The organism is Thermanaerothrix sp. (assembly GCF_056331585.1).
Window position 1 is genome coordinate 41,027 of sequence record NZ_JBWGPQ010000013.1, and the last position, 25,550, is coordinate 66,576.

General features: G+C 54.7%; 27 protein-coding genes and 1 tRNA gene. 10 read left to right on the top strand and 18 right to left on the bottom strand.

The features are described from left to right. Positions 1–67 precede the first annotated feature (67 nt). Positions 68–1,399, top strand: a complete 1,332-nt coding sequence (locus AC01YT_RS06610) for a glycoside hydrolase family 1 protein (protein ID WP_476673846.1) — start codon at positions 68–70, stop codon at positions 1,397–1,399. Here AC01YT_RS06610 and AC01YT_RS06615 read toward each other — a convergent pair. From AC01YT_RS06615 to AC01YT_RS06650, 8 genes are read right to left on the bottom strand one after another with little or no spacing between them, the layout of a single operon-like run. After that, complete coding sequence (locus AC01YT_RS06615; RefSeq protein ID WP_476673848.1) at positions 1,385–2,470, bottom strand: [LysW]-lysine hydrolase; 1,086 nt, start codon at positions 2,468–2,470, stop codon at positions 1,385–1,387. The two genes, AC01YT_RS06610 and AC01YT_RS06615, sit on opposite strands and share 15 nt — an antisense overlap. Then, positions 2,460–3,671: an aspartate aminotransferase family protein gene (locus AC01YT_RS06620; protein ID WP_476673850.1), complete on the bottom strand. Its 1,212-nt coding sequence runs from the start codon at positions 3,669–3,671 to the stop codon at positions 2,460–2,462. The genes AC01YT_RS06615 and AC01YT_RS06620 overlap by 11 nt, the downstream gene beginning before the upstream one ends. Before the next feature lie 24 nt (positions 3,672–3,695). Next, positions 3,696–4,526, bottom strand: coding sequence for a [LysW]-aminoadipate kinase (locus tag AC01YT_RS06625; protein WP_476673852.1), 831 nt, complete (start codon positions 4,524–4,526; stop codon positions 3,696–3,698). 24 nt (positions 4,527–4,550) lie between these two features. Next, on the bottom strand, positions 4,551–5,585 hold the full coding sequence (gene argC, locus AC01YT_RS06630) for an N-acetyl-gamma-glutamyl-phosphate reductase (RefSeq protein ID WP_476673854.1): 1,035 nt from the start codon (positions 5,583–5,585) through the stop codon (positions 4,551–4,553). Beyond that, complete coding sequence (lysX, locus tag AC01YT_RS06635; RefSeq protein WP_476673892.1) at positions 5,582–6,448, bottom strand: lysine biosynthesis protein LysX; 867 nt, start codon at positions 6,446–6,448, stop codon at positions 5,582–5,584. The genes argC and lysX overlap by 4 nt, the downstream gene beginning before the upstream one ends. A 45-nt stretch (positions 6,449–6,493) precedes the next feature. Then, positions 6,494–6,664 carry a lysine biosynthesis protein LysW gene (gene lysW, locus AC01YT_RS06640; protein ID WP_315624508.1) on the bottom strand — a complete coding sequence of 57 codons (171 nt, stop codon included), beginning with the start codon at positions 6,662–6,664 and terminating at the stop codon, positions 6,494–6,496. A 22-nt stretch (positions 6,665–6,686) separates the two neighbouring features. Beyond that, positions 6,687–8,144: an argininosuccinate lyase gene (gene argH, locus AC01YT_RS06645; RefSeq protein WP_476673856.1), complete on the bottom strand. Its 1,458-nt coding sequence runs from the start codon at positions 8,142–8,144 to the stop codon at positions 6,687–6,689. Between the two features lie 26 nt (positions 8,145–8,170). After that, positions 8,171–9,430, bottom strand: a complete 1,260-nt coding sequence (locus AC01YT_RS06650) for an argininosuccinate synthase (protein WP_476673858.1) — start codon at positions 9,428–9,430, stop codon at positions 8,171–8,173. 469 nt (positions 9,431–9,899) lie between these two features. On the opposite strand from AC01YT_RS06650, the gene lysS reads away from it, so the two are divergent. Genes lysS through AC01YT_RS06665 form a run of 3 tightly spaced genes read left to right on the top strand, consistent with a single transcriptional unit; the run spans position 9,900 to position 12,824 of the window. Further along, on the top strand, positions 9,900–11,072 hold the full coding sequence (gene lysS / locus AC01YT_RS06655) for a homocitrate synthase (RefSeq protein ID WP_476673860.1): 1,173 nt from the start codon (positions 9,900–9,902) through the stop codon (positions 11,070–11,072). Continuing rightward, a complete protein-coding gene (locus AC01YT_RS06660; RefSeq protein ID WP_476673862.1) occupies positions 11,069–12,304 on the top strand; it encodes a 3-isopropylmalate dehydratase large subunit in 1,236 nt (411 codons plus the stop codon). Before lysS ends, AC01YT_RS06660 begins: the two co-directional genes overlap by 4 nt. Positions 12,305–12,332: 28 nt before the next feature. Further along, complete coding sequence (locus AC01YT_RS06665) at positions 12,333–12,824, top strand: 3-isopropylmalate dehydratase small subunit (RefSeq protein WP_476673864.1); 492 nt, start codon at positions 12,333–12,335, stop codon at positions 12,822–12,824. Positions 12,825–12,891: 67 nt separating this feature from the next. On the opposite strand, the gene AC01YT_RS06670 is transcribed toward AC01YT_RS06665, so the two are convergent. Continuing rightward, positions 12,892–13,293 carry a thioesterase family protein gene (locus tag AC01YT_RS06670; RefSeq protein ID WP_476673866.1) on the bottom strand — a complete coding sequence of 134 codons (402 nt, stop codon included), beginning with the start codon at positions 13,291–13,293 and terminating at the stop codon, positions 12,892–12,894. 261 nt (positions 13,294–13,554) lie between these two features. Between AC01YT_RS06670 and AC01YT_RS06675 the strand changes: the two genes are divergently transcribed. Beyond that, positions 13,555–14,292 (top strand): hypothetical protein, encoded by a 738-nt coding sequence (locus tag AC01YT_RS06675; protein ID WP_476673868.1) that lies wholly within the window; start codon positions 13,555–13,557, stop codon positions 14,290–14,292. 36 nt (positions 14,293–14,328) lie between these two features. Here the strand turns inward: AC01YT_RS06675 and AC01YT_RS06680 are convergent, their stop codons facing one another. Together AC01YT_RS06680 and AC01YT_RS06685 are read right to left on the bottom strand one after the other, a co-directional pair. Next, positions 14,329–15,726, bottom strand: a complete 1,398-nt coding sequence (locus AC01YT_RS06680; protein ID WP_476673870.1) for a sensor histidine kinase — start codon at positions 15,724–15,726, stop codon at positions 14,329–14,331. After that, entirely contained in the window at positions 15,727–16,407 is a 681-nt protein-coding gene (locus AC01YT_RS06685; protein WP_476673872.1) for a response regulator transcription factor, read from the bottom strand. A gap of 129 nt (positions 16,408–16,536) precedes the next feature. Between AC01YT_RS06685 and AC01YT_RS06690 the strand changes: the two genes are divergently transcribed. From AC01YT_RS06690 to AC01YT_RS06710, 5 genes are all read left to right on the top strand, one after another. After that, positions 16,537–17,688, top strand: a complete 1,152-nt coding sequence (locus AC01YT_RS06690; protein WP_476673874.1) for a ribonuclease D — start codon at positions 16,537–16,539, stop codon at positions 17,686–17,688. 42 nt (positions 17,689–17,730) lie between these two features. Further along, positions 17,731–19,125, top strand: coding sequence for an MBL fold metallo-hydrolase RNA specificity domain-containing protein (locus tag AC01YT_RS06695; RefSeq protein WP_476673876.1), 1,395 nt, complete (start codon positions 17,731–17,733; stop codon positions 19,123–19,125). A 240-nt stretch (positions 19,126–19,365) separates the two neighbouring features. Then, positions 19,366–19,572, top strand: a complete 207-nt coding sequence (locus tag AC01YT_RS06700) for a hypothetical protein (protein WP_476673878.1) — start codon at positions 19,366–19,368, stop codon at positions 19,570–19,572. Positions 19,573–19,577: 5 nt separating this feature from the next. Further along, entirely contained in the window at positions 19,578–19,718 is a 141-nt protein-coding gene (locus AC01YT_RS06705; protein ID WP_476673880.1) for a DUF389 domain-containing protein, read from the top strand. A 237-nt stretch (positions 19,719–19,955) separates the two neighbouring features. Continuing rightward, positions 19,956–20,043: transfer RNA gene (locus tag AC01YT_RS06710), tRNA-Ser, on the top strand. 232 nt (positions 20,044–20,275) lie between these two features. Here the strand turns inward: AC01YT_RS06710 and AC01YT_RS06715 are convergent. The 7 genes from AC01YT_RS06715 to AC01YT_RS06745 form a co-directional block, all read right to left on the bottom strand. Next, positions 20,276–20,518, bottom strand: a complete 243-nt coding sequence (locus AC01YT_RS06715; protein WP_315624522.1) for an SWIM zinc finger family protein — start codon at positions 20,516–20,518, stop codon at positions 20,276–20,278. Positions 20,519–20,658: 140 nt separating this feature from the next. After that, positions 20,659–21,147, bottom strand: coding sequence for a GNAT family N-acetyltransferase (locus tag AC01YT_RS06720; protein ID WP_476673881.1), 489 nt, complete (start codon positions 21,145–21,147; stop codon positions 20,659–20,661). 32 nt (positions 21,148–21,179) lie between these two features. Beyond that, the gene (locus AC01YT_RS06725; RefSeq protein WP_476673882.1) at positions 21,180–22,091 is read right to left on the bottom strand and encodes an SPFH domain-containing protein; all 912 of its coding nucleotides are present in this window, start codon (positions 22,089–22,091) and stop codon (positions 21,180–21,182) included. A 25-nt stretch (positions 22,092–22,116) separates the two neighbouring features. Further along, positions 22,117–22,737 carry an NfeD family protein gene (locus AC01YT_RS06730; RefSeq protein WP_476673884.1) on the bottom strand — a complete coding sequence of 207 codons (621 nt, stop codon included), beginning with the start codon at positions 22,735–22,737 and terminating at the stop codon, positions 22,117–22,119. Positions 22,738–23,001: 264 nt separating this feature from the next. Continuing rightward, complete coding sequence (locus AC01YT_RS06735) at positions 23,002–23,799, bottom strand: hypothetical protein (protein WP_476673886.1); 798 nt, start codon at positions 23,797–23,799, stop codon at positions 23,002–23,004. After that, positions 23,789–24,691: an ABC transporter ATP-binding protein gene (locus AC01YT_RS06740; protein WP_476673888.1), complete on the bottom strand. Its 903-nt coding sequence runs from the start codon at positions 24,689–24,691 to the stop codon at positions 23,789–23,791. Before AC01YT_RS06740 ends, AC01YT_RS06735 begins: the two co-directional genes overlap by 11 nt. Positions 24,692–24,803: 112 nt before the next feature. Continuing rightward, positions 24,804–25,316, bottom strand: a complete 513-nt coding sequence (locus tag AC01YT_RS06745; RefSeq protein ID WP_476673890.1) for a GbsR/MarR family transcriptional regulator — start codon at positions 25,314–25,316, stop codon at positions 24,804–24,806. Positions 25,317–25,550 lie beyond the last annotated feature (234 nt).

Consider the following 25,550-nt stretch of genomic DNA (forward strand, 5'->3'; position numbering starts at 1 on the left):
GCCCACCCATCTGCGGTCAGGATATAATAATCTCAGCTGATAACCCTGAAACCTGGAGTAACCTGTCATGCCACCAAGCGCAACTTACTACTTCCCCACCGGATTTCTTTGGGGCACCGCTACTTCCTCCCATCAAGTGGAAGGGAACAACACCAACAACAACTGGTATCTATGGGAGAATGAACCTGGACGCATCCTTCATGGACATCGCTCAGGATTAGCCTGCGATTGGTGGGGTGGGCGCTGGCGTGAGGATTTCGACCGCGCGGCAGAAACCGGGCAAAATGCCCACCGTCTTTCCATCGAGTGGAGTCGAATTCAACCCACTCCGGAGCGCTGGGATGAAGATGCGCTCGATTACTATCGTGAGATGATCCGCGGGCTTTATCAGCGTAATATGACTTCACTGGTCACCCTTCACCACTTCACTGATCCCATCTGGTTATATGAGCAAGGGGGCTGGGAAAATGAAGAAGCTCCGCGTTACTTCGAACGCTATGTAGCAAAAGTTGTCGAAGCGCTGAAAGATTACGTTTCGTTGTGGGTTACCATCAACGAACCAAACGTTTATGTTTATGGCGGTTATCTGGGCGGCGGTTTTCCGCCCGGCAAAAACGATCTGCGCACAGCATTTCAGGTGCTGGTCAATCTGGTTAAAGGTCACGCCGCGGCGTATCAGGCCATTCATCGCATTCAAAAGACAGCACGGGTGGGCATCGCCCTGAATTATCGCAGTTTTCGTCCCGCGCGCCCGTGGTTTCCCCTCGACACCTGGATAACCAATTTCCTCCACCAGGGCTTTAACGCCGCCTTCCCCGAAGCCATCACCCACGGCAAGCTGCGCTTTGCCACCTTTCGCACCGAGATTCCGGCCGCAGCGAAGACCCAGGATTTCTTTGGTCTCAATTATTATTCACGCGACCTGATCTCATTCAACCCCTTCTCCAAGACCGGTTTCTTATACACCGCTCATTACCCCCAAGAGGCGGAATTAAGCGATACCGGCTTCCTGGCTAACGTCCCGGAGGGCATCTATGAGGGATTGGCCTGGGCAAAGCGTTATGGGTTACCCATTATCATCACCGAAAACGGGGTCGAAGATGCCGATGACGATCTGCGCCCCCGCTATTTGATCCAGCACCTTCATCAGGTCTGGCGCGCCGTTAATTTCAACTGGCAAATCAAGGGGTATTTTCACTGGTCGCTGGTGGATAACTTCGAATGGGAACGCGGTTGGACGCAGCGCTTCGGCCTGTGGGGGCTGGAGGTTGAAACCCAGCGCCGCATTCGCCGCCCTAGTGTGGATTTATATGCCGAGATTTGCAAAACGAACAGCCTCTCCGCCGAGATGGTTCAGCGCTTTGCGCCCGAAATCTATGCGAAGTTATTCCCGGAGTGACAAATGGGATAAAGCAAGACCGCGCAAAGCGTCGGTAAGAACATCTACGGCTTTTAGGTATTCCTCAACCAGGATGTGTTCCCGCGGCGTGTGATCGAGGCTGGAATCCCCCGGCCCATATGCCAGGGTTGGACAACCCCACGCAGGCGCCGCCAGATTCATGTCTGAGGTGCCCGATTTGAGCGTAAACGATGGCTTGCCCCCTTGCGCGCGTATGGCGGCTAAAAACGCCCGTACCAGGGGGGTATTTTTCTCTGCCCGATAAGCGGGAATAAAATCCTCAATCACATAAGTTGCACCATCGGTAACTTCTTTTAACATCTTATCCAGAGCCGGCAACCCCAACTCCGGTGGAAGGCGTAAACCAACCTGCACACGGGCCCATTCTTCAAAACCATCTGAACCCGATTCCATCCGCCGCAAGGTGACCAATAGTTGGTCAAATGCCCCCTCTCGGCCTTGGTTAAAGGCCAGCACCCGCTGCTTCAGGCACGCCCAAATGTCCACTGCGGCTTCGCAAGCGCTTTCAACCGGCGCCGCGGTATGGGCAAGGGTGCGCCGAGCCGTGATCTGAACCCAAGCACTGCCCTTGTAACCCAAGGTCAGACGCTCCCAACCACTCGGCTCGCCAATGATGAGTAGGTGAGGCCGATAGTGGGGGAGCAAATAGCGCGCACCGCGCGAATCGCCTTCTTCACCCACGGCACCGATCACTATCCACTGTATCCCCGGCATCTCGCCTACGCGGGCTACGGCATCCACAAATGCCGCCAATGGTCCCTTGGCATCCACCGCGCCGCGGCCATAAAGGCGACCGTCTTCCAGGCGGATCGGAATCTCACCCGGGACGGTATCAATGTGCCCTAACAACATTACTTGATACCGGCCTTCGCCGATCCAACCCATCACGTTGCCGATTTCATCCACGGTGGCGGCGCTGAACCCAAGGGTGCGCATGCGTTCGACCAGCCAAGACGCTGCTTCAGATTCCGCACCGGTTGGGCTGTAGCGCTCCAAAAGCCCCACCAACGTGTCCAGGCCAGGCGCACGCCAAGAAAGATCAGCGACCATTCTCCCCTGCCTCCTCAGCGGCGACCGGTTCCAGCGCCAGTACTTCTTCCAACGTCTCGGCAACGCGGTCCAGCTGGGCTTCGCGAATGACCAGAGGGGGCAAAAAACGGATCACATTTAATCCGGCAGAAAGTGCCAGAATGCCGCGTTCCTGCATCAGTGCCAGAAATGGGGCGACCTTCTGTTTCAGTTCTACGCCGATCATCAACCCCAAGCCGCGGATTTCGCGAATGAGAGGAGATCGGATTTGGCGTAAGCGTTCCATAAAATAAGCCCCTTTGCGCGCCGCCTGGGCTGGCAGATCCTCACGTTTCAGGATTCGTAGTGCTGCCCGCGCTGCTGCGCAGGCCAGCGGGTTGCCGCCAAAGGTCGAGCCGTGTAACCCGGGGCTGAGCGCCCGCACCCGTTCCCCCATCAGTACAGCACCCATCGGCAACCCCCCAGCTAAAGACTTGGCCACACAGAGCAAATCGGGTTGCAAGTCATAGTGCTGATAGGCAAACATACGCCCGGTACGACCAAAGCCAGTTTGTACTTCATCAATGATGAGCAAAGCACCACGCTCACGGCAGAGGGCCTGAACACCCCGTAAATATTCTGGGTCACCAGGATAAACCCCACCTTCGCCCTGCACCACCTCCAGGATTACAGCGGCCGTTTCCTCACTGATAGCCGCCTGCAGCGCCTCAAGGTTGTTGTAGGGGACATGGATAAAACCGGGCACCAACGGTTCAAAAGGTTCACGGTACTTCTTGTTCCAAGTCGCCGAAAGCGCACCCATCGTCCGCCCGTGAAATCCGCGCATGGTCGCGATGATCTGCTTGCGACCGGTACTATAGCGGCTGAATTTAATTGCAGCCTCTACAGATTCGGTGCCCGAGTTGCAGAAGAACACCCGATCCAACCCTGGTGTAAGTGCCGTCAGTTCCTCCATCAGGGCCGCGCGCTGATCGTTATAAAAGGTCTCCGGACAGGTGATCAAGCGCTGGGCCTGCTCGGCAATGGCACGCGCAATTTCAATCCGCCCGTGCCCCAGATTGGCCACCCCCTGCCCGCTGGTGCAGTCAATATAATTCCGTCCCTGTTCGTCCCATAACCATGCCCCCTCACCCCGCACCAAGGTAATAGGTTGTTTGTTATAAAGACCCGAGGTATGGCGGGCCTCAACGGCTTGGGTCGTGCTTATAGTCAATGTGCTCATCGCTTTCTCCTTCAACATGCTTATTTAGGGGGTAATCCAGGTGCCTCCACCTTGCAAAGCTTTTAATAACGGTTGGTTATACCGCCCGTCGGCGATAATCACGCGCCCCACCCCACCACGCAGTGCCTCTTGGGCACCCAGAACTTTTTTCTTCATCCGTCCCTCCGCGTATCCTAAGGCTCGCTCCATCTCGGCCAGGGTCAAACGAGGGATTAGAGACGACTCATCCGGAAACGCGCGCAACAACCCCGGCGCCCCTGTCAACAGTACCAGCGTTGCCGCCTGCAAAGCCGCCGCGATCATCGCCGCGGCGCGGTCGGCATCCACATTCAACGCCTCACCCTGCAGGCTGAGCGCCAAGGGGGCTACAACCGGTACATACCCCTCTGTGAGCAAAAGGCGCAGTAGGGCGACGTTAACCGTTTCTATGGTGCCGGTGTAATCATCACGCAAGATTTTTTGCCGCCCGTTCTCAATAATCCGGATCGCTTCCTTGCGGCGTGCAACCAACAATCGCCCATCTAACCCGCTCAGCCCCAAGGCATTGATTCCCAGTGCCTGCAACTGCTCGACCAACAGCGTGTTCACCCGCCCATTGACGGCGGCGGCAAAGATCTCCAGCGTTTTGCGGTCAGTGTAACGCGAGGTAAACCCTGAGGGCGACGTGACAAAACGCGGTGGATGCCCCAGTGTCTCACCCAGTGCATTCGCCTCTGCCGATCCGCCATGCACTAGGACCATTCGCCAGCCCTCGCGCTGCAACGTCACCACATCCTGGCAAATGGCCGCAAAATCAACTCCTTCGGTACCCCCAAGCTTAACCACCAGGGTTTGCAGATGCCCATTACTATCCACGTCTTCAACCTCCTTCGGCAAACACTAAATCGGATGCAAACCCGGGAAGGTTAACCCCATGGTTTCATCCCAACCCAGCATTAGATTCATGCACTGCACCGCCGAACCCGCAGCGCCTTTCATCAGGTTATCCAGAGCACAAATCGAAACCACATGCCCGGTGCGTTCATCCAGTTCAAAACCCAGGTCAGCGTAGTTCGAGCCGGCCAGGATTTTGGGCTCCGGCACCCGATAAATGCCGCGTTGCTCCTTGACCAGGCGCAAAAATGGATTTTCATTTACCACCGCACGGTAAGCCCGCCATAAATCGCGCTGGGTAACCCCGGGCTTGACTTGCGCATGTGCCGTGGCTAATGCGCCACGCACCAAATCCACAGCCGTCATCGTTAGCACCACATTATCCAGCCCCATCTCCTGAATCACCTCAGCGGTATGGCGGTGCCCAAAGGGCGAAAAAGTGCGAATGACCCCACTGCGCTCCGGGTGATGACTACCCACGTTGCCCTCGGCACCGCTTTCTGAGGATCCTACCTTGATCTCAACGACCACCGGGCAAGAAGAATCCAATAAATCCGCCTGCACCAAGGGCCATAACGCCAAGTTAGCGGCAGTGGCATTACATCCCACCCCGCTGGCATAACGGGCGCTCCGCAGTTCATCGCGATGAAGTTCCGGCAACCCATAGACAAAACGCCCCAGCCAGTGCGGCGCTGCATGAGGTGCACCATACCAGCGTTCATAATCTTCCGCACGCTTGAGGCGAAAATCGGCGGAAAGGTCAATGATATAGGTCGCCAAACCGGCTAACCGGTCAATCTGATGCTGGGCTTCCCCATGCGGCAGGGCAAGGAAGAGCACATCTACGCTTTCCAGTTGAGCCGGGTCACTGAACTTGAGCGTGGTGCGCTTGCGCAGGTTGGGATGCACCTGATAGACATATTCGCCCAAGTGACGGCGCGAGGTTACCTGCACCACCTCAACCTCAGGGTGATCCAGGAGTAACCGCAACACCTCACCACCGGCGTAACCGGATGCACCAACAATGGCAGCACGGATCATATCGGCACCCCCGTGCGCTGGCGAGCCACAGCCAGGACGTAGTCCACGATCATGCCCGGAATATCCACGCCGGTCGTGGGCACGGTGGTGTGAAACTCCATGGTGTGATTAATCTCATTAACCAGCAATCCACGCTCCGGGTGTTCCAGGATATCAATGGCAAGCACACCACCGCCAACCGCCGCGGCGGCACGGCCGCAGAGATCTTCCAATTCCGAGGTGATCGGGCACACCTCACCCTGCCCACCGCGGGCGGTGTTGGTAATCCAGTGCTCGGATTTGCGGTAAATCGCCGCTACGGTGCGATCACCCAAGACAAACGCACGGATGTCTCGCCCCGGTTTTTCAATATATTCTTGGATATAGAAAATCTGGTGCTGATAAGACCCTAGTACCTCTTTGTGTTCTAAGATGGCCTCGGCAGCATCCCGATCATTGATTTTCGAAAGCAGGCGTCCCCATGAACCAACCACAGGTTTGAGCACCACCGGATACCCCAACTGCTCAATCGCCTCCAGAGCGGCCTCCGCCGTGAACGCCACAACGGTGCGTGGCTGTGGGATGCCAGCACGCGTCAGGGCAGCCGTCGTGGCCAGTTTATCACCGCACACCTCAGCCACGGCGGCCGTATTTACGGTTGGAATGCCCCAGGCGTTGAGCACGCGCAGGGCATATAGCCCACGTGCGTAGCTGATGCTACGCTCCAAGATGGCATCGTACTGCAGCCATGGGCCGGGGTTATTCAGGTCAAAGTGGACGAAACGATCATCCAAGCGTTCATAATCCACACCGCGCTGTTCTAAGGCGGCGAAAATCCACTTTTCCTCCACCCGTAGGCGCGAATAAAGCACACCAATCCGCAAACGATGGTTCATCGGTACACCTCTTAACCACCAGGATAATCGGGTTCATTCACCCCAATCTTCCGCTTCCATCGGCGCCAGATCCAGGGTGAACGGCTCCAGCGCAGTCACCTCCAAATCCACACCACAATCCGGGCAAACTAGGATCTCACCTAATTGCACATCCTCATTGACTTCAATCACGGCTTCGCATTCAGGACAATGTGTGGACATCATCGTTTACCTCCTGTTTGAAAATTTATAACCCTTTTAATGTTCCAGAAGTGCGGATTGACCGCACATTCTCACGCAAAATGGGCACATGTCGCTGGTTTAAGACTACTCGAGCGGCTTGTAATTGGGCTTCCACTGCCTGAGGGCCGCTGCCGCCGCTCAGGTTGCGACGGGCCAAACTTTGGACGGGATCGAGTATCGCCAGCGTGCTTCGGGTCAACAGAGGATGGATAGCCTGTAGGGCCTGCTCGCTCAATTCAGTGATTGGGCAACCCAAAGCCAGCGCCTCTCGCACCACTCGTCCCACCACCGCATGGGCCTCACGGAAAGGCAGCCCTTGCTCCACCAGGTAGTCAGCCAAATCGGTGGTCATCAGTTCAGCGCTTACCGCCGCTCGCACACGATTAGCATTGACGTTCATTGCACGCAGGGCCACCGCCAGCACTGGCAATAGAGCCAACAGGGTATCCATCGCTGCAAACACCTGGCCCTTATCTTCCTGCAGGTCTTTGTTATAGGCCAGCGGAAGCCCTTTTAGCACCGTCATGAGAGCTGTCAGATGCCCCAGCAAGATCCCCGCCTTTGCCCGGGTGAGCTCAAAAATGTCCGGATTCTTCTTCTGCGGCATCAGGCTAGAACCGGTGGCAAACGTATCGGGCAACTCCAAGAAGCCGAATTCCTGGCTGGAAAATAGCACAACCATTTCAGCCAACTGACTGAAATGCACACCCAACATGGCAGCGGCAAAAAGAAACTCCGCCGCAAAATCCCGATCCGCCACGGCATCGAGGCTGTTCTGGCTGATGGCGAGGAAGCCCAGACGCTGTGCCAGTTTCTCACGATCAATTGGGAAGCCCGCACCGGCCAATGCCCCCGCCCCCATCGGCATCACTGCCACCCGTGGATAGAGATCACCCAGGCGCTGCCGATCTCGCTCCAACATCCAAAAAAAAGCCAGCCACCAGTGGGCAAGCAGAACCGGTTGGGCGCGCTGTAGGTGGGTATAACCTGGCAGGTAGATGTCGCCACTAGCCTCCGCCTGGGTCAGCAGAGCCATTTGCACCTGGATAAGGTCTTCTTCCAGATGCGGTAACTGCCCCATCAGCCAGAGGCGAAAATCGGTTGCCACCAGGTCATTGCGACTGCGCCCGGTGGCGATCTTGCCCCCCAGCGGCCCCACCAACTCGCGCAGGCGCCGTTCAACTGCAGTGTGAATGTCTTCATCGCTGGACTGGAAGACAAACGTCTCGGTTTGAAACTCGTGGGCAATCGCTCCCAGACCAGCCACAATGGCGTCGCGCTCCGCCGCACTCAACACCCCTGCTTCATGCAGTGCTTCTGCCCAGGCTTGGTTGACCCGCACATCTTCCAATGCCAAGCGACGATCCACATCCACTGAGGCATTTAACGCCCAGGCTGCCGCATCCATCGGTTGTTCAAAACGCCCCACCCATAGCGGTGCAGAAGCAGAGGATCCTTCCATTGGTCAAAGCCCTCCTAGTCAACGCCTTAATCCCGTTTGAAGCGGCTGTAATCCGGTCTGGGCATTTCCAATCCGGAGACCGGCAAGCCGTTTAACGCACGCACCTTGAGAGGTAGGCCAAACAAGTTGATGAACCCTTTGGCATCCGACTGGTTATACACATCATCCTGCCCAAAGGTGGCAAAATCCTCGCGGTAGAGGCTGAAGGGACTGGTGCGGCCAGCGACAATAATGTTGCCTTTATAGAGTTTGAGACGCACCGTGCCCGTCACCGGGCCTTGGGTGCTATCCACAAAGGCATCCAAGGCTTCGCGCAAGGGGGAGAACCACATCCCACTGTAAACCAGTTCGGCGTATTTGAGCGCCACCAAGTCTTTGAAGTGCAGCGTATCCCGATCCAAAACCAGGGATTCCAGTTCGCGATGGGCTGCCATTAAGATCGTGCCGCCAGGGGTCTCATAAACCCCGCGTGATTTCATACCCACCAGGCGGCTTTCCACCAAATCTACCCGCCCGATGCCATGATGTCCGCCCACCGCGTTGAGGTGATGGATGATCTGTGCCGGCGACATACTGACGCCGTTAACTGCCACCGGCGTGCCGGATTCAAACGAAATCTCGATGTATTCTGGCTCGTCCGGCGCGCTTTCAGGTGAGGTAGAAATGAGATACATTCCCTCTTCCGGCTCATTCCAGGGGTCTTCCAGTGGGCCGCCCTCATGAGAAAGATGCCACAGGTTGCGGTCGCGGCTGTAGATGGATTTTTCCGTCGCCGTCACAGGGATATTGCGCTCGCGGGCATAGCGAATGGCATCCTGGCGCGAGCGAATCTCCCATTCGCGCCAGGGCGCAATCACTTTCAGACGTGGGTCTAACGCCATGTAAGTCAGTTCAAACCGTACCTGGTCATTGCCTTTACCGGTAGCACCGTGTGCTACGGCATCTGCTCCCACCTCGTGTGCCACATCCACCTGGTGTTTAGCAATTAGCGGGCGCGCAATCGAAGTGCCCAGCAAATACTTACGCTCATAAATCGCCCCAGCCCGCAACACACGGAACAGGTAATCGCGCGCAAATTCCTCTTTGAGATCACGGATGATCAAACGGCTGGCCCCGCTACGCAATGCCTTTTCCTCTAAACCTTCTAACTCCTCACCCTGACCAATGTCCGCCGTGAAGCAGACCACCTCGCAGCCATAATTCTCACGCAGCCAGGGCACAATCACCGAGGTATCCAATCCCCCTGAATAGGCCAGCACGACTCGATTAACTTGCGCTTTTACCATCACGTCCTCCTGAGATATATAAAATAAGACCCCTCCTTAGCGGGAAGGAGGGGTCTCTTTCTTTCGGGCTGGTGTTAGGATTCAACGATTACGTTTAACCAAACAACAAAACCCCGCCTTCCCGCGCGGAGGTGGGCTTTGGACGACGGGAACGTGGCAGGGTGAAGAACATCTGGCTAAACATTGGGCATAAATTTACTACGCAGTCCTTTGACTGTCAAGGGCTTTTTTGGATTTTTTAAGGTTAAATTCTTGACAAAACCGGCACTATTCCCTATAATCGCGCCCAATCATGAGCATCGCAATTCCTGCTGTGATCTCCGAATTGAAGAAGAGCAAGAAGATCCAACGGACACCCCACCGGTAGTCTGGCGGGTTCTGCTTGCTCAATCATTAGGCTCAGAAAACCACCTCACCAGACACCGGTGAGGTGGTTTTTTATATCCTTTTCAACCCGAGGAGGTCGGACATGAGTTTAGAACATTTCTTTATCATTGATTCCACTCTACGCGAAGGCGAGCAATTTGTCAATGCCTTTTTCACCCCAGAACAAAAGATCGAAATTGCGCAAATGCTCGACGCGTTTGGGGTTGAATACATCGAGGTAACGACCCCGCTCGCCTCTCCCCAAAGCGAAAAAGACTGCCAGATGCTCGCTCGCCTGGGGCTCAACGCCAAGGTACTCACCCATGTCCGTTGCAACCTCGAAGATGCTAAGCGCGCCGTGGATACTGGGGTTCAAGGGGTGGATCTGGTTATCGGTACCTCCTCCAAGTTGCGTCAGTTCAGCCATCATCTCACCATTGACGAGATTATCGAACGCGCTCAAGAGGTGCTGGCTTTCTTAAGCACGCAGGGCGTAGAAATGCGCTTTAGCACCGAGGACAGCCTGCGCAGTGATCCTGCCGATCTCTTCCGCATTTATGAGGCAGTAGATCAGATGGGCGTGCACCGGGTCGGCATCGCCGACACAATTGGCATCGGCACGCCCCATCAGATTTATGCCTTAGTCTCAGCCTTACGCCAGCGCATCCGGGCCGATATCGAATTTCACGGGCACAACGATACCGGGTGCGCCATTGCCAACGCCTACGCTGCCCTGGAAGCCGGTGCAACCCATGTGGATACCAGCGTGCTGGGCATTGGCGAACGCAATGGCATCACCCCCCTAGGGGGCTTGATTGCCCGCCTCTACGGAACCAACCCACATTTAGTTGCCAAATACAACCTACCTCTGCTGGTTCATCTAGATCGGCGGGTGGCCGAAATCGTCGGCGTGGATATTCCCTTCAACAACTACATCACCGGGTTTGCCGCATTCACGCATAAAGCTGGCATTCATGCTAAAGCCGTGCTCAACGATCCCAGCACCTACGAAGTCCTACGCCCGGAGGATTTTGGTCTCACCCGTTACATCCACGTTGCCCACCGCCTGACCGGGTGGAATGCCATCCGTCACCGTGCCGAGCAACTCGGGGTTAGCCTTAGCGATGAGCAAATTCGCGAGATCACCCGCCAAATCAAAGCCCTGGCTGATGTGCAGGCCCTGACCCTGGATGAAGTGGATCGCATGTTGTGGCAAGCCCATTACCATAACCTGGAATCGAACCCTACCTTACTCACTCCTGGAGGTGTTGCATGAGCCCAACCCTGAGCGAAAAGATTCTCTCTCATGCCGCCGGACACCCCGTCCGAGCAGGTGATTTTGTCGTCATCCGTCCAGACGTGGTGATGTCCCATGATTCGCTGACCCCCTCTATCCTCAAAATCTTTCACGAACAGTTAGGCGCCACCCGCGTGGCCGACCCCCAACAACTGGTCTTTACCATGGATCACGTGGTGCCTGCCGCAACCGTAAGCATCGCCAATGATCAGAATCGGGTGCGTCGCTTTGCCGCCGAGCAAGGCATTCGCCTCTTTGAAGTTGGACGCGGAATCTGCCACCAAGTGTTGGTAGAGGAACGTATTGCCACACCTGGAAAGGTGGTCATTGGCTCGGACTCCCATTCCACGGCTTACGGCGCCGTGGGTGCTTTTGGCTGTGGCATGGGTTCAACCGATATCGCCCTGGCCTGGGCTACCGGCCAAACCTGGCTGCGGGTGCCCGAGACCCTGCGTGTGATCTTGCAGGGGCGCTTCCGCCCATGGGTGGAAGCCAAAGACCTGGCGTTGCGCCTCTGCCGCGAGATCGGATTGGATGGTGCCAACTACATGGCGGTGGAGTATCATAGCGCCCCCTGGATGAGCCTGGCCGAACGCCAGACCTTGGCCAGCATGGCGGTAGAGGTGGGTGCAAAAGCCGGGCTGTTTCCCCCCGATCTCAGCCTGGGCGCCGATTTTCCCATCCCGGAATGGCTCACCGTGGATGAGAAGGCTCATTATTCCCGCACCATCACCCTCAACCTGGAAGATTTACCGCCGCAGATTGCATTACCCCATACGGTAGAAAACGTCGTGGATCTCAACGAGATCCACGGCCAGCGCATCAGCGTGGTCTTTTTAGGCACGTGCACCAATGGACGATACGAAGATTTGGCTACTGCAGCACGGATCTTGCGCGGGCGGCGCGTGGCACCCGGGGTGCGGTTCATCGTTACTCCGGCCTCACAGCAAGCCCTAACTCGTGCCGCGGCTGATGGCAGCCTTCAAACGCTGATTGAGGCCGGTGCTGTATTAACCACGCCCGGTTGCGGTCCCTGCATGGGGCGTCATCATGGCGTCCTGGGTGAGGACGATATCTGCCTCTCTACTGGAAACCGCAATTTCCGCGGGCGGATGGGGGCGCCGGAGGCGCGCATCTTTCTGGCTTCTCCCGCAGTTGCGGCAGCGTCTGCGATCACCGGCTACATCACTGACCCCGCCACCTTAGACTGAACCACTTTGCTCCTACGGAGGAATTCCCATGACTCGCATTTGGAAATTCGGTGATAACGTGGATACGGATCAAATCGTTCCCGGACGATATGCCCCTTATATGCGGCCCAACGCTGATCTGGCTACAGCCGCGTTTATCGAGGCACGTCCCGAGTTCGCCGCTCACGCCCAGGTCGGTGATATTATTGTTGCCGGACGTAACTTCGGCTGTGGTTCTTCACGGGAATATGCCGCGGAAGCGCTGAAGAAACGCGGGATTGCCGCCATCATTGCAGTCTCTTTTGCCCGCATCTTCTTCCGTAACGCTATTAACCTGGGTTTGCCCCTTTTTGAAGCCCCCGACATCGTCGCCGCGGTACAGGATGGTGACCCAGCCAGCCTGGACCCGCAAACCTGGCAACTCAAAGTCCGGGATAACCTATGGCAACTTCCACCGCCCCCGCCTTTCTTCCGCCAAATCCTGGAAGCCGGGGGAATTGTGGCCTACGTCCAACGCTATCAGCGCTTTCCCCAAGGTTGAGCGGCTTATCATCCCATCCTCAGCGGGGCAGACACCGTAATAACCTCAGTGCGTCTGCCCCGATTTTTTATTTCTGTATGGCTTGCTTCTGCACCAGGCGCTCTTCAAAACGGGCACGGTCAATAATAAACCGTTCGTGCTCGCCCTCGGCGACTTTTTCCACCTCATCCCAGGCTTCAACACGAAACCGTAGGCGTCGCCCCTCAACAGCGACTAACTCTGCTCGAAACCGCACCCGCATCCCTAACGGGGTAGCCGCCAGATGACGCACATTCACCAAGGTTCCAACGCTAGTCTGCCCTTCTGCCAGGTGCGGAAGCGCGGTGTGATGGGCGGCGTGTTCCAGGTAAGCCACCAGACGCGGTGTGCTTAATACAACCGGAAGCGTATCATCACCTAAAGCGCGAGTCGTGTCGGACTCCTGAACCAGGATGCTGAATTCGTGACTCAAGCCAGGTTGGAGATTCATCCTGCCAACTCCCAGTAAGGTTTGTTCCCGATTTTAACCCAATCCGGCTCAACTAGACCCCATCTGCATCATGATATGGCCCTTTGCTTCGATCACAATCAAACCTTCTATCCTCCGGCGTGGCCCGCCCTATCACCCCTATATATTGTGCTTTTTTCTGTTTTCAACCCACCTATGGCGCTTGACATTATAGAACATATTTTCTATAATCGAGACAACTCTGTTATTTACGACTCCTGCCGAAAGAAAAAGGAGAACCTCATGGATACTCAATCTCTTTCCCCTAGTCAGTGGTTTTCAAACCTGATCACGCGCTTACGTCTGCACCCGGGTTTTGTCTTCGGTATCATCATCCTCACCGCACTGCTGGCCTTTGAGATTTTCAACTACAGCACCACCGATTACGCCCTACGCGATCTATTGGGTGACCTTTCCTTCGCCGGCATCCAATGGTCTACCATTCTAGCCCTCGCCTTTTGTGGCATTGATTTTGCCGGAATTGCCCGCCTCTTTACCCCAGAGCAGGGAGCCTATGAGCCAAAAGAAGTCTGGTATCTCTTCGGGGCATGGTTGTTGGCCGCTACGTTCAACGCTCTGCTAACCTGGTGGGGCGTCTCCATGGCCATCGTCTCCCATACCCCGGCCAGCACTTCCGTCATTGATCGAGACACACTGATCACGGTTGTGCCCATCTTCGTTGCCATAATGGTATGGGTGATTCGCATCCTCATCATTGGGACGCTTTCCGTCGCTGGTGAACGCCTCTTCTCAACTGGAGATCAACCCATGCTGCGCACCCCCCTGCGCCGCACACGCCCCATTGCAAGTACCAGCCCTACCGTTGCCACCTCAACCTTCGCCCCGCGCCCCACACCGGCTGCCAACCTGACATCACGGCCCACCCCCACCGTCAACCCCTCACGCCCTGAACCCACCTACCATAGTCTGAACGCCCGCCCTGCCCGTGGCAGTGAAGATCACCCGCGCACCCTCCTATAACCCCTACCTTCTCCTCCTGGCGCGAGCCCGACAACCTCAAGGTGGATCGGGCTCGACGCCATTTTGGGCCAGCCCTTCAGCAGGTAAATGAACAATGAACGTGGTCCCTTGCCCCAGGCGGGATTGAACCTCGATCCACCCCCCGTGACTCTGGACGATGCGCTGCGCAATCGCCAGACCCAACCCATAGCCAAAAGGCGCATTTTCGCCGTTCTGACTCCGCCCGCGATAAAAGCGTTCAAAGATATGGGGTAAATCTTCCTCAGGGATGCCCGGGCCGCTATCGCTTACGCTAATCTGAATATCATTGCCCACACGCCGCAGTCCTAACCGCACTTCACCCCCGGCCAGCGTATATTTGATGGCATTGCCCACCAAATTGATCAAGACTTGCTTAAGGCGATCTTTATCACCAATAAAAGTAATGGGTTCAATTTCTGCAATATCCAGCGAACGTCCGTTTTTTACCAGGTGTTGCATCCGCTGGTAAACTTCCAGCACCAGGTTGTCCAGAGCCACAGGTTGGCGGTCCAGGGCCAGAGAACCGGCTTCAGCCTGGGCCATCAGCAAGAGATCACCCACCAGACGCGTTAGACGATCGACTTCCTGCTCAATGGCTTCCACTGATTCGGGTTCCACCGTCCCGGTCAAACGCATCAGCCCAAGTTCACCTTTAATGACCGTGAGCGGAGTACGCAGTTCATGGCTCACATCGGCCAGGAAGCGCCGTTGGGCATGGAAGAGACTTTCCAGGCGTTCCAAGGTTGTGTTAAATGCTGTGATCAGTTGCCGAAACTCCACATCGGTTTCTTGCCCCGCCAGGGGGATGCGTCGCGAGAGGTCATCCGCCCGCGTGATCTGTAACGCCGCCTCGGTTACCACCCGCAGCGGCGCCAATATATAGCCGGTGCCCAACCAAGTCCCCATACCCACAATGATCACGGCTAGAACGAACATGGTCACCAACAGTGTCGCCAGCGTGCGTTGGGCAACCAGCAACAGGTCTAAACTTAACGCTACCTGAAGTACCCCCACCGGGCCGCGGTTACTCCGCAGGGGCACCGAGAGCACACGCAAATGAATCTCACCACTCGAGATAGAGCGATAGACCGGCCGTCCATAATCCAAACCTACCGGATCCAGCGGCTGTAACAAGCCAGAGGGGCGAGAGATTTGGAGTTGCCCTTCCGCATCCCAAACTTGAAAAAACAAGTTCTCCAGGGGTTGAAAACCGATTACCGTGTGCTGATCAAACTGATTTGCCACATTGACGCGCAAACGGCTGATGAGTTGGGTTGCCGCTCGCGCCAGTCGCGCATCCACTTCCCCGAGCAGCGTCTGACTGACCAACACATAGACCAATCCCCCAATAACGAGCAAGACACCCCCTAAAAGTGAGGTGTAGAGAAGGGTAAGCCGAAACCGTAGGGACATTTATTCTTCAGTTTCGCGCAGAACGTAACCCACGCTGCGCAGGGTATGGATCAAGCGGGGTTCACCTTCGGCTTCCAGTTTTTGTCTCAGATAACGAATATAGACATCCAGGACATTGCTCTCGCCACTGAAATCATATCCCCAGATGCGATCAAAGATCATCTCTCGCGTCAATACCTGACGGGGGTGGCGCATGAACAATTCTAAGAGGTCAAATTCGCGCGCCGTCAATGGAATCACCCGCTGCCCGCGGCGAGCTTGCCGGGTGCGTGTGTCTAATTCGAGGTCCGCAAATTTCAAAACGGGCGCCCGCTCAGCCTCGGTGCGCCGCAAGAGCGCCCGCACCCGGGCCAAAAATTCTTCTACCTGGAAGGGCTTGACAATGTAATCATCTGCACCGGCATCCAAGCCCTGCACCCGATCCTGTACGGTGTCCTTGGCCGTTAACATCAAGATCGGCACTTTGCTGGCCGCACGTAAGCGCTGACACACTTCCAGGCCATCAATGCCCGGCAGCATCCAATCCAAAACCACCAAGTCAGGGCGCGACTCGCGGAAGAGCCTGAGACCGCTCTCTCCATCCAGAGCCGCTTCTACCACATAACCCTCATAGGTCAGTGCACGTTTGAGAATACGCTGAATGGCTTCATCATCTTCGATAATCAGAATTCGCTCTTTCATATACCCTCCGCGTGTTGAAAATAATATATCACAACTTTTTCAACGCTGTTCAGCCCAGAGAAGGGCAAATCCCCCCCTAAGCCGAGCAAGTACTTCCTGCCCGTCCATCCTTCTGCTATAATCCTGATCATGGCCGTTGATGCCACACCACTTATTTGGGTAGATTCTTCCAAAGCCCTCCAAGACCTGGCTGAAGACCTCTCAACGTATTCTCAGGTGGCCGTAGACACTGAATCCAACAGTCTTTACGCTTATCAGGAACAGGTTTGTCTGATCCAGTTTTCAACCCCATCAGCCGATTATCTTGTGGACCCATTGTGCCTGAGAGATCTTTCCGCCCTCGGCCCGCTGTTTGCCTCGGAACGAATTGAGAAAATTTTTCATGCCGCCGAATACGATCTCATCTGCCTTAAGCGCGATTTTGGTTTTATCTTCCGCAACATCTTCGATACCATGCATGCAGCGCGCATCCTGGGGCGGAGCGAAGTTGGATTAGCCAATCTGCTCAAACAGGAATTCGGGCTCCAACTGGAAAAACACTATCAACGCGCCGACTGGTCTCAACGCCCTCTATCGCCGGCCATGTTGGAGTACGCCCGCCACGATACCCACTTCTTAATTCCATTGCGTCAACGTTTAGCCACTGCCTTACAGCAAAAAGGTCTCTGGGAACTAGCCCAGGAAGATTTTACCCGTCTTACCGAAGTGAGCCCGCCTAACACCGATTTGAGCCGTGGGCCGGACTGGAACCTGGCTCAGCGCTATAACCTCACTCCTCAACAGATGGCTGTCTTGGCCGCCTTATATGCCTATCGCGACGAGCAGGCGCGGCAGGCTAATCTCCCGCATTTCAAAATTCTCAGCAACGAGGTCTTACTTGAACTGGCGCGCACCCTGCCTCAGAATCCAAGAGACCTTTCCCGGCTGGGACTCCTGAATGCCAAACAGCGGGCACGATTCCAAGAAGGTTTGCTCGAGACCATCCGCGCGGCGCTTACCGCCCCTCCCCCGCCGCGCCCCCGTAATGGGATACATGATGAGGCCGCTTTAGCCCGCCTGGAGCATTTACGCCAGTGGCGTAAACAACTGGGGCGGCACTTAGGCGTCGAATCCGATATTATATTGCCTCGTGACCTTATGGAGCGCATTGCCCGCGAAAACCCCACCCGCCTTGAGGATTTAGCCCAAATCATGCAATCCACCCCCTGGCGTTTTCGACGCTTTGGAACGGAAATTTTGCGTGTTTTACAAGAGGCCAATTTTGCCCTTGCCCACCCTTGATTCACCCTGAGTTATCTTTTCCAACCCCAAAAGGAGCCCGATATGCGCATCCATTTTTTGGGGGCTGCTCAAACCGTTACCGGCGCCCAATTTTTGCTTGAAGTCAACAGCCATACCTTACTTCTAGAATGTGGGCTTTACCAAGGCAAACGAGAAGAATCCTATCGCCGCAATCAGACGTTCGCGTTTGATCCCCGCCAAATTTCGGCAGCAATCCTTTCTCATGCTCACATTGATCACAGCGGGAATCTGCCCAACTTGGTCAAGCAAGGCTATGCCGGTCCAATCTACACCACCCCAGCCACTGCCGCCCTGGCCGACATCATGGTGCGCGATTCCGCCCATGTCCTTGAGGCCGATGTCAACTATGTCAACAAAAAACGCCGTAAACGCGGTGAACCACCGCTAGAGCCCTTGTATACGGTAGCCGATGCTGAAAAAGTTACACCACTTTTTCACCCTATCCCTTATCAACAACCCTTTGAACCCATACCCGGTGTGCAGGCGACCCTGGTTGACGCCGGACATATCCTGGGATCAGCGGCCATTGTGCTTGATATTGAAGAGCAAGGACACCGCTTCCGACTTTGGTTTTCGGGCGATATTGGGCGGGAACGTTTGCCACTATTGCGCGATCCAGTGCTACCCGAAGCCGCCGATTTTCTGATGATGGAATGTACTTACGGCGATCATCCGCATCACGACCCTGAGGAAGCCTACGAGCGCTTACGAGAGGTTACCGTACGTACCCTGAAGCGCGGAGGAAAGGTAATCATCCCGGCCTTTGCAGTCGGGCGCACCCAGGAACTGGTCTATTGCTATAATCGCATGCTTCAAGCCGGTGAAATTCCACCCGTGCCCATCTACGTGGATAGTCCGCTGGCCGTGGCAGCTAGCCGCATCTTCCAACACTTCACCGACCTCTTCGATGAAGAAACCCGCGCTTTCGTCCAAAGTGGCGGTCACCCGGCGCTCAATTACCCCCAATTACATTATGTCCAATCCGTTGAGGAATCCCGTGCTCTCAATGACCGCATGGATCCGATGATCATCATCTCTGCCTCGGGAATGGCCGAAGCCGGGCGGATTCTCCATCACCTCAAACATAACATCCAGAATCCGCGCAACACAATTGTGATTGTCTCTTGGCAAGCGCCGGATACGTTAGGGCGACGGTTGGTTGAAGGTGCCCCCGTTGTGCGCATCTTCGGCGAACTTTTCGACCGTCGCGCCGAAGTTGTGGCGATTGACGGGTTCTCTGCCCATGCTGGTCAAGATATGCTCCTACGTTATGCCCAGGCCAGTCAATCCTCAATTCAAAAACTGTTTCTGGTTCATGGCGAGCCGAACGCCGCCGGAGCATTAACCGAAAAATTAAAAGAAATCGGTTTCCACGACATCCACTACCCCGCCAAAGGCAGTTCGTTTGATCTGTAAAAAACATGAGCCAATCGGAAAAACGATCTCCTTCTCTTACAGAGAAGATGCTCCGTGTGTTTTGGAAAGGCGCTCGCTCACCACACAGGAACGGGAAGAAATCATCATCGAACTACCCTCCTTTCCTCACCCGGTTTTGACTTTTTCCTTCTGGTTGTGCTTTCAACCCCTATTGCCACGCTTGGCCCATTGACTAACTCGCCAGCAGGGATTATCGGTGCAATGTTGGTTGCTCCACTCATGTCGCCCATTCTGACCGTTGGGGTGGTACCGGTTATTGGCGATAGCCGTATGCTCAGTTCGGCACTCAGTGCTCTATTTGTGAGGTGTCTTTTTATCCGTGCTGCTTTCCTTTACCATTACCATAATCAACATCAACCTGCCCATTTTATATCTGCAACAATTACCCCAAGAAGTCATTCGTCGAACACATCCATCACCCATTGATCTTGGTGATCGCCCTAGCAGGCGGTTTTGCCGCTGCTTATGCGCTTACCCGAGAAAATCTTTCTGCTGCTTTGCTAGGGGTGACCATTGCTACTGCTCTTATGCCCCCCCTTTGTTACCATTGGAATTGGCCTGGCTTTCAATGATATGGAATATCGTCGGTGGAGCGACGTTGTTATTTATCACCAACGCCGTTACCATTGGATTTGCAGCGGGGTTAGTTTTCTTTTTGCGCGAATTCGGTTCACGCCATATTCGCAACGAAAAACGCCCACCACAAAGTCTCTTTCTTCTTTTACCCCCTCACCCACCCCAGCTCCATGAACAGCATTCCTCGCAATCCTTACAAAAATTTTCGCACTTCTGCTATAATACCAGCACCTGGAGAGGTGCCGGAGTGGACGATCGGGGCGGTCTCGAAAACCGTTGTGGTCCTTTGGGCCACCGTGGGTTCGAATCCCACCCTCTCCGCCTCAAGCGTTGTGATTTTTCCCTGAAGCCCTACCGATAACATCAACCATGGGACAGGTAATGACGCCTGTCTTTTTTATCCTCATTTTTTAGGCCTCCTATCTGCTCGCAAGCTCGCCTTTTGGGTGTTTTAGCGCAGATTTTACGTTACAACCAAATGCTCATTTAACCGTAAGCGGATCCTCCATAAAACCGGGGGATCCGCTTTCGCTTAAGAGAAAACCCTTTACGGCTACGAATTGATCGGCTGGGTCAGCATATTCTCCAGGACGATTTCCAGGGCCATGGTGTGACTACACACACCGCGACTGCGAAAGAATTCGCAATCACACTGCCATTTACCGTGGTCGAATTGAACCACATGGGTGTTATTTTCTCCTTCCACCGTCACCGTGAAGGTTTGAAAGCGAATGCGTTCACGCTCCTGGGCATATCGTCTGGCTTTCTCACGCTTGCCAATCATCCCGTAATCCATCACGCATCTCCTTTCATAGGTTGGAAAAAGGTTAAACAAGCAAAAAGGCACGCGAAATACCGCGTGCCGCGAAAGACAGTGAGCAAGGTAAAACAGGATGTTTCTTCATAGAGCCTACTTTTATGATATACGCTCTTGCGTTATGAGTCAACTATTTTTTCCATGATTAACGCATCTTCGCCATCACTATAATAATGCTTCCAAACGTCCACTTCGCGGTAACCCTCCCGATAATACAACTGAATGGCCGGCCAGTTTGTACGTCGCACGCTCAAACGGATGCGGGGCATGTTTAACCGCTGCTCGCATTCCAACAGTAGCGACCGTCCAATACCCAATCTTCGATAATCCGGCCTGACCCCCAAAGTCAAAATCCAACCCAGTCTTTCTTTGGGTTTGGATTCACCGGCAACAAAACCTACCAGTTGATCATCTACCACAGCCTTCAATCGTACAATACCGGGCAAGGTTACGACCGCCACAATATCCAGCAAAGGCCAGGCATCACGACCAAAACAAGCCTTTTCCAAGCGGTAAAGAGCCTGAATATCCCGCCAGTTGGCTTCAAGAATTTGATAATGAACTGTGGTAACCAAGTTCGCTATTTGTGTAGAGGGGAGTTTGACCAAACTGACCAACTCCCCTCTTCAGATGTCAAAATCTAGGATTGGGGCGTCCCACTACCCTGCTCACCGCGCAAGCGGATGAAATCTCCCAATAGGCTGGTGAACTCCATAGGGAAAATGTACTTGGTAGATGGTGACGTTGCCATGCTCTTGAGAGTCTCAAAATACTGCAAGGTAAGCGTCTTGGAATCCAAGCGATTGGCCACCGAGAAGATTTTCTCCAACGCTGCCGCATACCCCTCAGCCCGCAGGAGTTGTGCCTCGCGCTCACCTTCGGCAATGAGAATCGAAGCCCGCTTTTGACCTTCTGCCTTCAGGATAGCCGCCTGCTTTTCACCTTCGGCCACGTTGATCGCCGCTTCACGGGTGCCGTTAGATTCGGTAACAATCGCGCGGCGGTTGCGCTCAGCCGATAACTGTCGATTCATCGCTTCTTGCACTTCGCGCGGCGGGATAATCTCGCGGATTTCCACATTGGTTACTTTGACCCCCCATCGCTCGGTTACCTCATCCAGACGGGTGCGTAGTGCATGATTGATCTGCTCGCGTTCTGATAAAACGCTGTCCAACATGATTGCCCCGATTACCGAACGCAGGGTGGTCGTGGCAATACCTTGAGCCGCTGCTTCAAAGTTAGCAACCTGCAAAACACTCTGCACCGGATCGAAAACCTTGTAATACCACAGAAAATCAATTGAAATGGGCGCGTTATCACTGGTAATAGCGGTCTGCGCCGGGATCTCGCGTACCTGCTCGCGCAAATCCACGCGCACGCCACGATCAATAAAAGGGATCAGGAAGACCAAGCCCGGTCCACGCGATCCCAGGCAGCGCCCCAGCCGGAAAACCACTAAACGCTGATACTCCGGGACAATGCGAATAGCGGCAGCTAAAAACGCAATGCCTCCTACTACAATGACGCCGATTAGGCAATATACCAGTTCCATGAACACACCTCCTCAGAACACCTTTCTATGTCTTAGATTGAGATGATGAAGAAGGCAGGGGTTCCACAACCAATACCAGGCCCTCACGCCCAACCACACGCACTCTGGCCCCCATGGGGATGGGGATTTCACTGCGCGCACTCCACTCTTCACCATGGATATAGACGGTTCCTTCTAGATATATCGCTGTGCGCGCTTCGCCTATCGCCCCCATTAACCGTTCTAGCGAGATTTCCGGACGACGGCGAATGGCCTCCAAGCCCTTCCAACCCACCAGCCAGAACAAACCCACCGCTACAGTCGAGGTTACCGCGGCTAAAAGCGGGTTCACCGCCAGCCCACCTTCCGGGGTTTTAAACAGGAAGATAGAACCAATAACAAAAGCCACACAGGCGATAACCAGGTAAAACCACCGTCGTGAAAAGCGCAAGGCCATTAGAAACGGCACAACACCCACCACCAATAGACCCAATGCCCAAGCGTTAATGCTTAAGCGTGCGATTCCCAAACCTGCAAGAACCAGAGCGAAGAGCGCGCCAATCTCCAGAATGCCGGTTCCAGGCGAAAAGAGAGCCAATATGCCCAACACCAGGCCAACCACTAATAGAAAATACGCTACATTTGGGTCAATCAGGGGATTTATCACGGCGGAGGATCTCCTTATTGCTCATTATACAATAATCCCGCTTCACTCTGGCCTTTTGCACAACCCCTTCTTTCGAATCCCAATTTTCGGAAAGACTTTCAATCCATTAACGTAGAAAGGGCGCCCGCTCAGCGCCCTCTCTACACACCGATATTAGATTGACTTGCCCTGTCTCACCAACCCACCAGGAGTAAAACCTGAACCAGGAGGAGGATTTACGCCTTTATCTTAATCGAGATCTCTTAAGAAAGGACAAAGAAGATGTTATCGTTCGGTTAACAATTTTTTATCTTTTGAATATTGCGGCGCTTCAAGTATTCGACCTTGCCTAAAAATCCAGGCTAATCCGCCTGCAAGTAACAGATTAAGCCCTCCCATAAACCACCAACCCACCTGCGCACTTTCTTCACCTTGAATGGTTACCACATAGTAATACCAGGGCAAAATATTGCGTAACCAGGTTAGAAAGGGAATGTACTGGCTCCAGCCATATAGAAACAGACTTACGCTCATGACACCGACCCCGCTCCCCAATCCCACCCAGGTATTCGCTGCAAAGAGCGCCGCCAACATACCAACGTGGATGAACAGCATCAAAAACAGCCCTAGTGCCACCCAGCGCGCCGGGGTTAGGATGCTGCTTACACTTCTTCCACCTTCTAACACAGTCACCCCAAGCCATCCCCCAATGAATCCACTCCCTAACAATAAAAGTAATAAGAGCACGTGGAAGCCCCATCCACCCAGAAAAAGTACCCACCGGCGTACGGGTAACGTCAAGAGAAATGCAATGGTTTCGCGAGAGATCGCCTCACCCACCCACCGGCTGGCTTCAAGAACCAAGGGAACGCCCATGAGAAAAGGCAAAATCAGGGCGAACAAAATCCCCTCCCCCCCTTCATCGGCCAGGATGGTCAATTCCAGCCAGTCCGGCAAATTTTCAAAGGAAAGGCTGGGTGTGATACCCAGCCAAATTACTATGGTCACCAGGACGCCCCCGCCCCAGCCCAGCAACCACCTCATCCTTGCACGTAAGGCGGTTACCATCATGTCAGGCAGCATACCCGCCAACTCCGTAATAACGGCGATAGATTTCATCCAGGCTGGGTTGCTGGCTGATGACATCGGTGATGCGATATTGACTGGCTACTTTCAGGAAGGCATCCGGATCACCGCGTAACGTACAGCGTAGTTTATTGTCTTCCAGGTACAATTCTTCTAAGTTGGGCAGCTTGGCAAAGGCTTCAAAGGCTACCGGCGTAGCAAAACGCATCTCAATCCGGCGCAGAGTCTTCGCTCGCAACTGCACCCCGCGTTCCACCGCCAAGATACGCCCCTGCCACAACAGGGCAACGCGATCACATAACCGCTCCGCCTCTAACAAGGAGGAGGTAGTGAAAAACACTGTTCGCCCCTCGGCCCGGGCTTGCCGCGCCAAGCGGTAGAACACATCCTGCGCTACGGTATCCAATCCCACAGTGGGCTCATCCAGAATCAACACATCTGCCGAAAACATGAAGGCATGGATGAGGAATAAGATTTTCCGCTCACCCCATCCATAGGCACCAAATGGTCGTTTCAAATCCAAACCAAACTGATGCGCCATATCTGGGGCACTTTCGGACAGAGGCAAACGGCGGGTCTGAGCCAGCAATCGTAACACCTCGTCACCGCGCATCCAAGGATAGAAGACGCCCTGCTCAGGGGCATAACCGATGCGCTGACGTAAGGCTAAACCCTGGCGCAGCGGGTCCATCCCCAGCACCATCACCCGCCCGCGCGTTGGTCGAATCAAACCCAACACAAGGCGGATCAGGGTGGACTTGCCCGATCCTTTCGGCCCCAGGACCGCATAGATCTCACCCGGTTCCACATCCAGGGTTACATTTTCGACGGCCACCCGGCGATCGAAATGCTTGCTGAGGTTTTCGGTGCGAATAACCAGATACCGCATGGCAGACCTCCTTCTCCCTTCAGCAGGATCGCCGGCGAAAAACCCACCGGCTGGTGGGGTTCCAGCCGGTGGGGGTAAGGTCTCATTTATGATAATGAAACCGTTTAGTCCCTCAGGCCGGAACCTCCTTGCGGGATTGCCAGGCTTCGAGTAACTTCTGATAGGCATCCTCAACCATAGCTGCCCAGGTGAGCATTTCTTCCAGGCGTTGACGGGCGGGATGACTTGCCTCTAACCCTTGCAAGCCCTCTTCGGCCATCTCCCGCAGGGCCTGAATACCCTCTAAGCGCATCTCCAAGGTACGCTCCCAAGCCTCTTCCGAGAAAACATAGTAATCGGAACGTTCACCGGGAAGTGAGATTCGCTCAATCAGACCGGCCATGAGCAACGAGCGCAGGTTGGTCGAGATACTGCTACGACTGACCTGCAAGACGTCGCTCATCTCCTCAGGAGAGACCGGGCGCCGCGCCACCAGGAGCAACCCTAAGATGCGCCCCCCGATGCGCGGGATGCCGTAGTCCTCGAAGTACAATCCCATGTTTTCAATGAACTGGGATAAGGCAACGGTGTCCCCACTAAGAAGGGGAGGACTATCCGAGCCACTATCCGTTTCGTCTGACACCATAACCCTGCTTCTCCCGAAAAACTCCAAAGGCTAATTTCGTGTATGTTTATTTTATATCTTATAGTTATTTCTGTCAACACTGAAATGATTGAAACCATTGCAATAGCTATTGGTGTTATAACGTCTGTCCCTATCCACATAGTTGTAAAGGTAAACCCTCGCTTACTCTTCTGCCCCACCCCATTACCCCAACCCCGCGGTTTCGTGATAAAATCTCGGCACATGCGTTGTATT

Coding starts and splice junctions, on each gene's coding strand:
- AC01YT_RS06680 (WP_476673870.1), bottom strand. CDS start 15,726: ATGTCCCTACGGTTTCGGCTTACCCTTCTCTACACCTCACTTTTAGGG.
- lysW (WP_315624508.1), bottom strand. CDS start 6,664: ATGATGTCCACACATTGTCCTGAATGCGAAGCCGTGATTGAAGTCAAT.
- AC01YT_RS06650 (WP_476673858.1), bottom strand. CDS start 9,430: ATGGTAAAAGCGCAAGTTAATCGAGTCGTGCTGGCCTATTCAGGGGGA.
- AC01YT_RS06615 (WP_476673848.1), bottom strand. CDS start 2,470: ATGGTCGCTGATCTTTCTTGGCGTGCGCCTGGCCTGGACACGTTGGTG.
- AC01YT_RS06685 (WP_476673872.1), bottom strand. CDS start 16,407: ATGAAAGAGCGAATTCTGATTATCGAAGATGATGAAGCCATTCAGCGT.
- AC01YT_RS06695 (WP_476673876.1), top strand. CDS start 17,731: ATGCGCATCCATTTTTTGGGGGCTGCTCAAACCGTTACCGGCGCCCAA.
- AC01YT_RS06670 (WP_476673866.1), bottom strand. CDS start 13,293: ATGAATCTCCAACCTGGCTTGAGTCACGAATTCAGCATCCTGGTTCAG.
- AC01YT_RS06675 (WP_476673868.1), top strand. CDS start 13,555: ATGGATACTCAATCTCTTTCCCCTAGTCAGTGGTTTTCAAACCTGATC.
- AC01YT_RS06740 (WP_476673888.1), bottom strand. CDS start 24,691: ATGCGGTATCTGGTTATTCGCACCGAAAACCTCAGCAAGCATTTCGAT.
- AC01YT_RS06690 (WP_476673874.1), top strand. CDS start 16,537: ATGGCCGTTGATGCCACACCACTTATTTGGGTAGATTCTTCCAAAGCC.
- AC01YT_RS06715 (WP_315624522.1), bottom strand. CDS start 20,518: ATGGATTACGGGATGATTGGCAAGCGTGAGAAAGCCAGACGATATGCC.
- AC01YT_RS06620 (WP_476673850.1), bottom strand. CDS start 3,671: ATGAGCACATTGACTATAAGCACGACCCAAGCCGTTGAGGCCCGCCAT.
- argH (WP_476673856.1), bottom strand. CDS start 8,144: ATGGAAGGATCCTCTGCTTCTGCACCGCTATGGGTGGGGCGTTTTGAA.
- AC01YT_RS06610 (WP_476673846.1), top strand. CDS start 68: ATGCCACCAAGCGCAACTTACTACTTCCCCACCGGATTTCTTTGGGGC.
- AC01YT_RS06745 (WP_476673890.1), bottom strand. CDS start 25,316: ATGGTGTCAGACGAAACGGATAGTGGCTCGGATAGTCCTCCCCTTCTT.
- AC01YT_RS06665 (WP_476673864.1), top strand. CDS start 12,333: ATGACTCGCATTTGGAAATTCGGTGATAACGTGGATACGGATCAAATC.
- AC01YT_RS06660 (WP_476673862.1), top strand. CDS start 11,069: ATGAGCCCAACCCTGAGCGAAAAGATTCTCTCTCATGCCGCCGGACAC.
- lysS (WP_476673860.1), top strand. CDS start 9,900: ATGAGTTTAGAACATTTCTTTATCATTGATTCCACTCTACGCGAAGGC.
- AC01YT_RS06725 (WP_476673882.1), bottom strand. CDS start 22,091: ATGGAACTGGTATATTGCCTAATCGGCGTCATTGTAGTAGGAGGCATT.
- argC (WP_476673854.1), bottom strand. CDS start 5,585: ATGATCCGTGCTGCCATTGTTGGTGCATCCGGTTACGCCGGTGGTGAG.
- AC01YT_RS06735 (WP_476673886.1), bottom strand. CDS start 23,799: ATGCTGCCTGACATGATGGTAACCGCCTTACGTGCAAGGATGAGGTGG.
- AC01YT_RS06700 (WP_476673878.1), top strand. CDS start 19,366: ATGTCGCCCATTCTGACCGTTGGGGTGGTACCGGTTATTGGCGATAGC.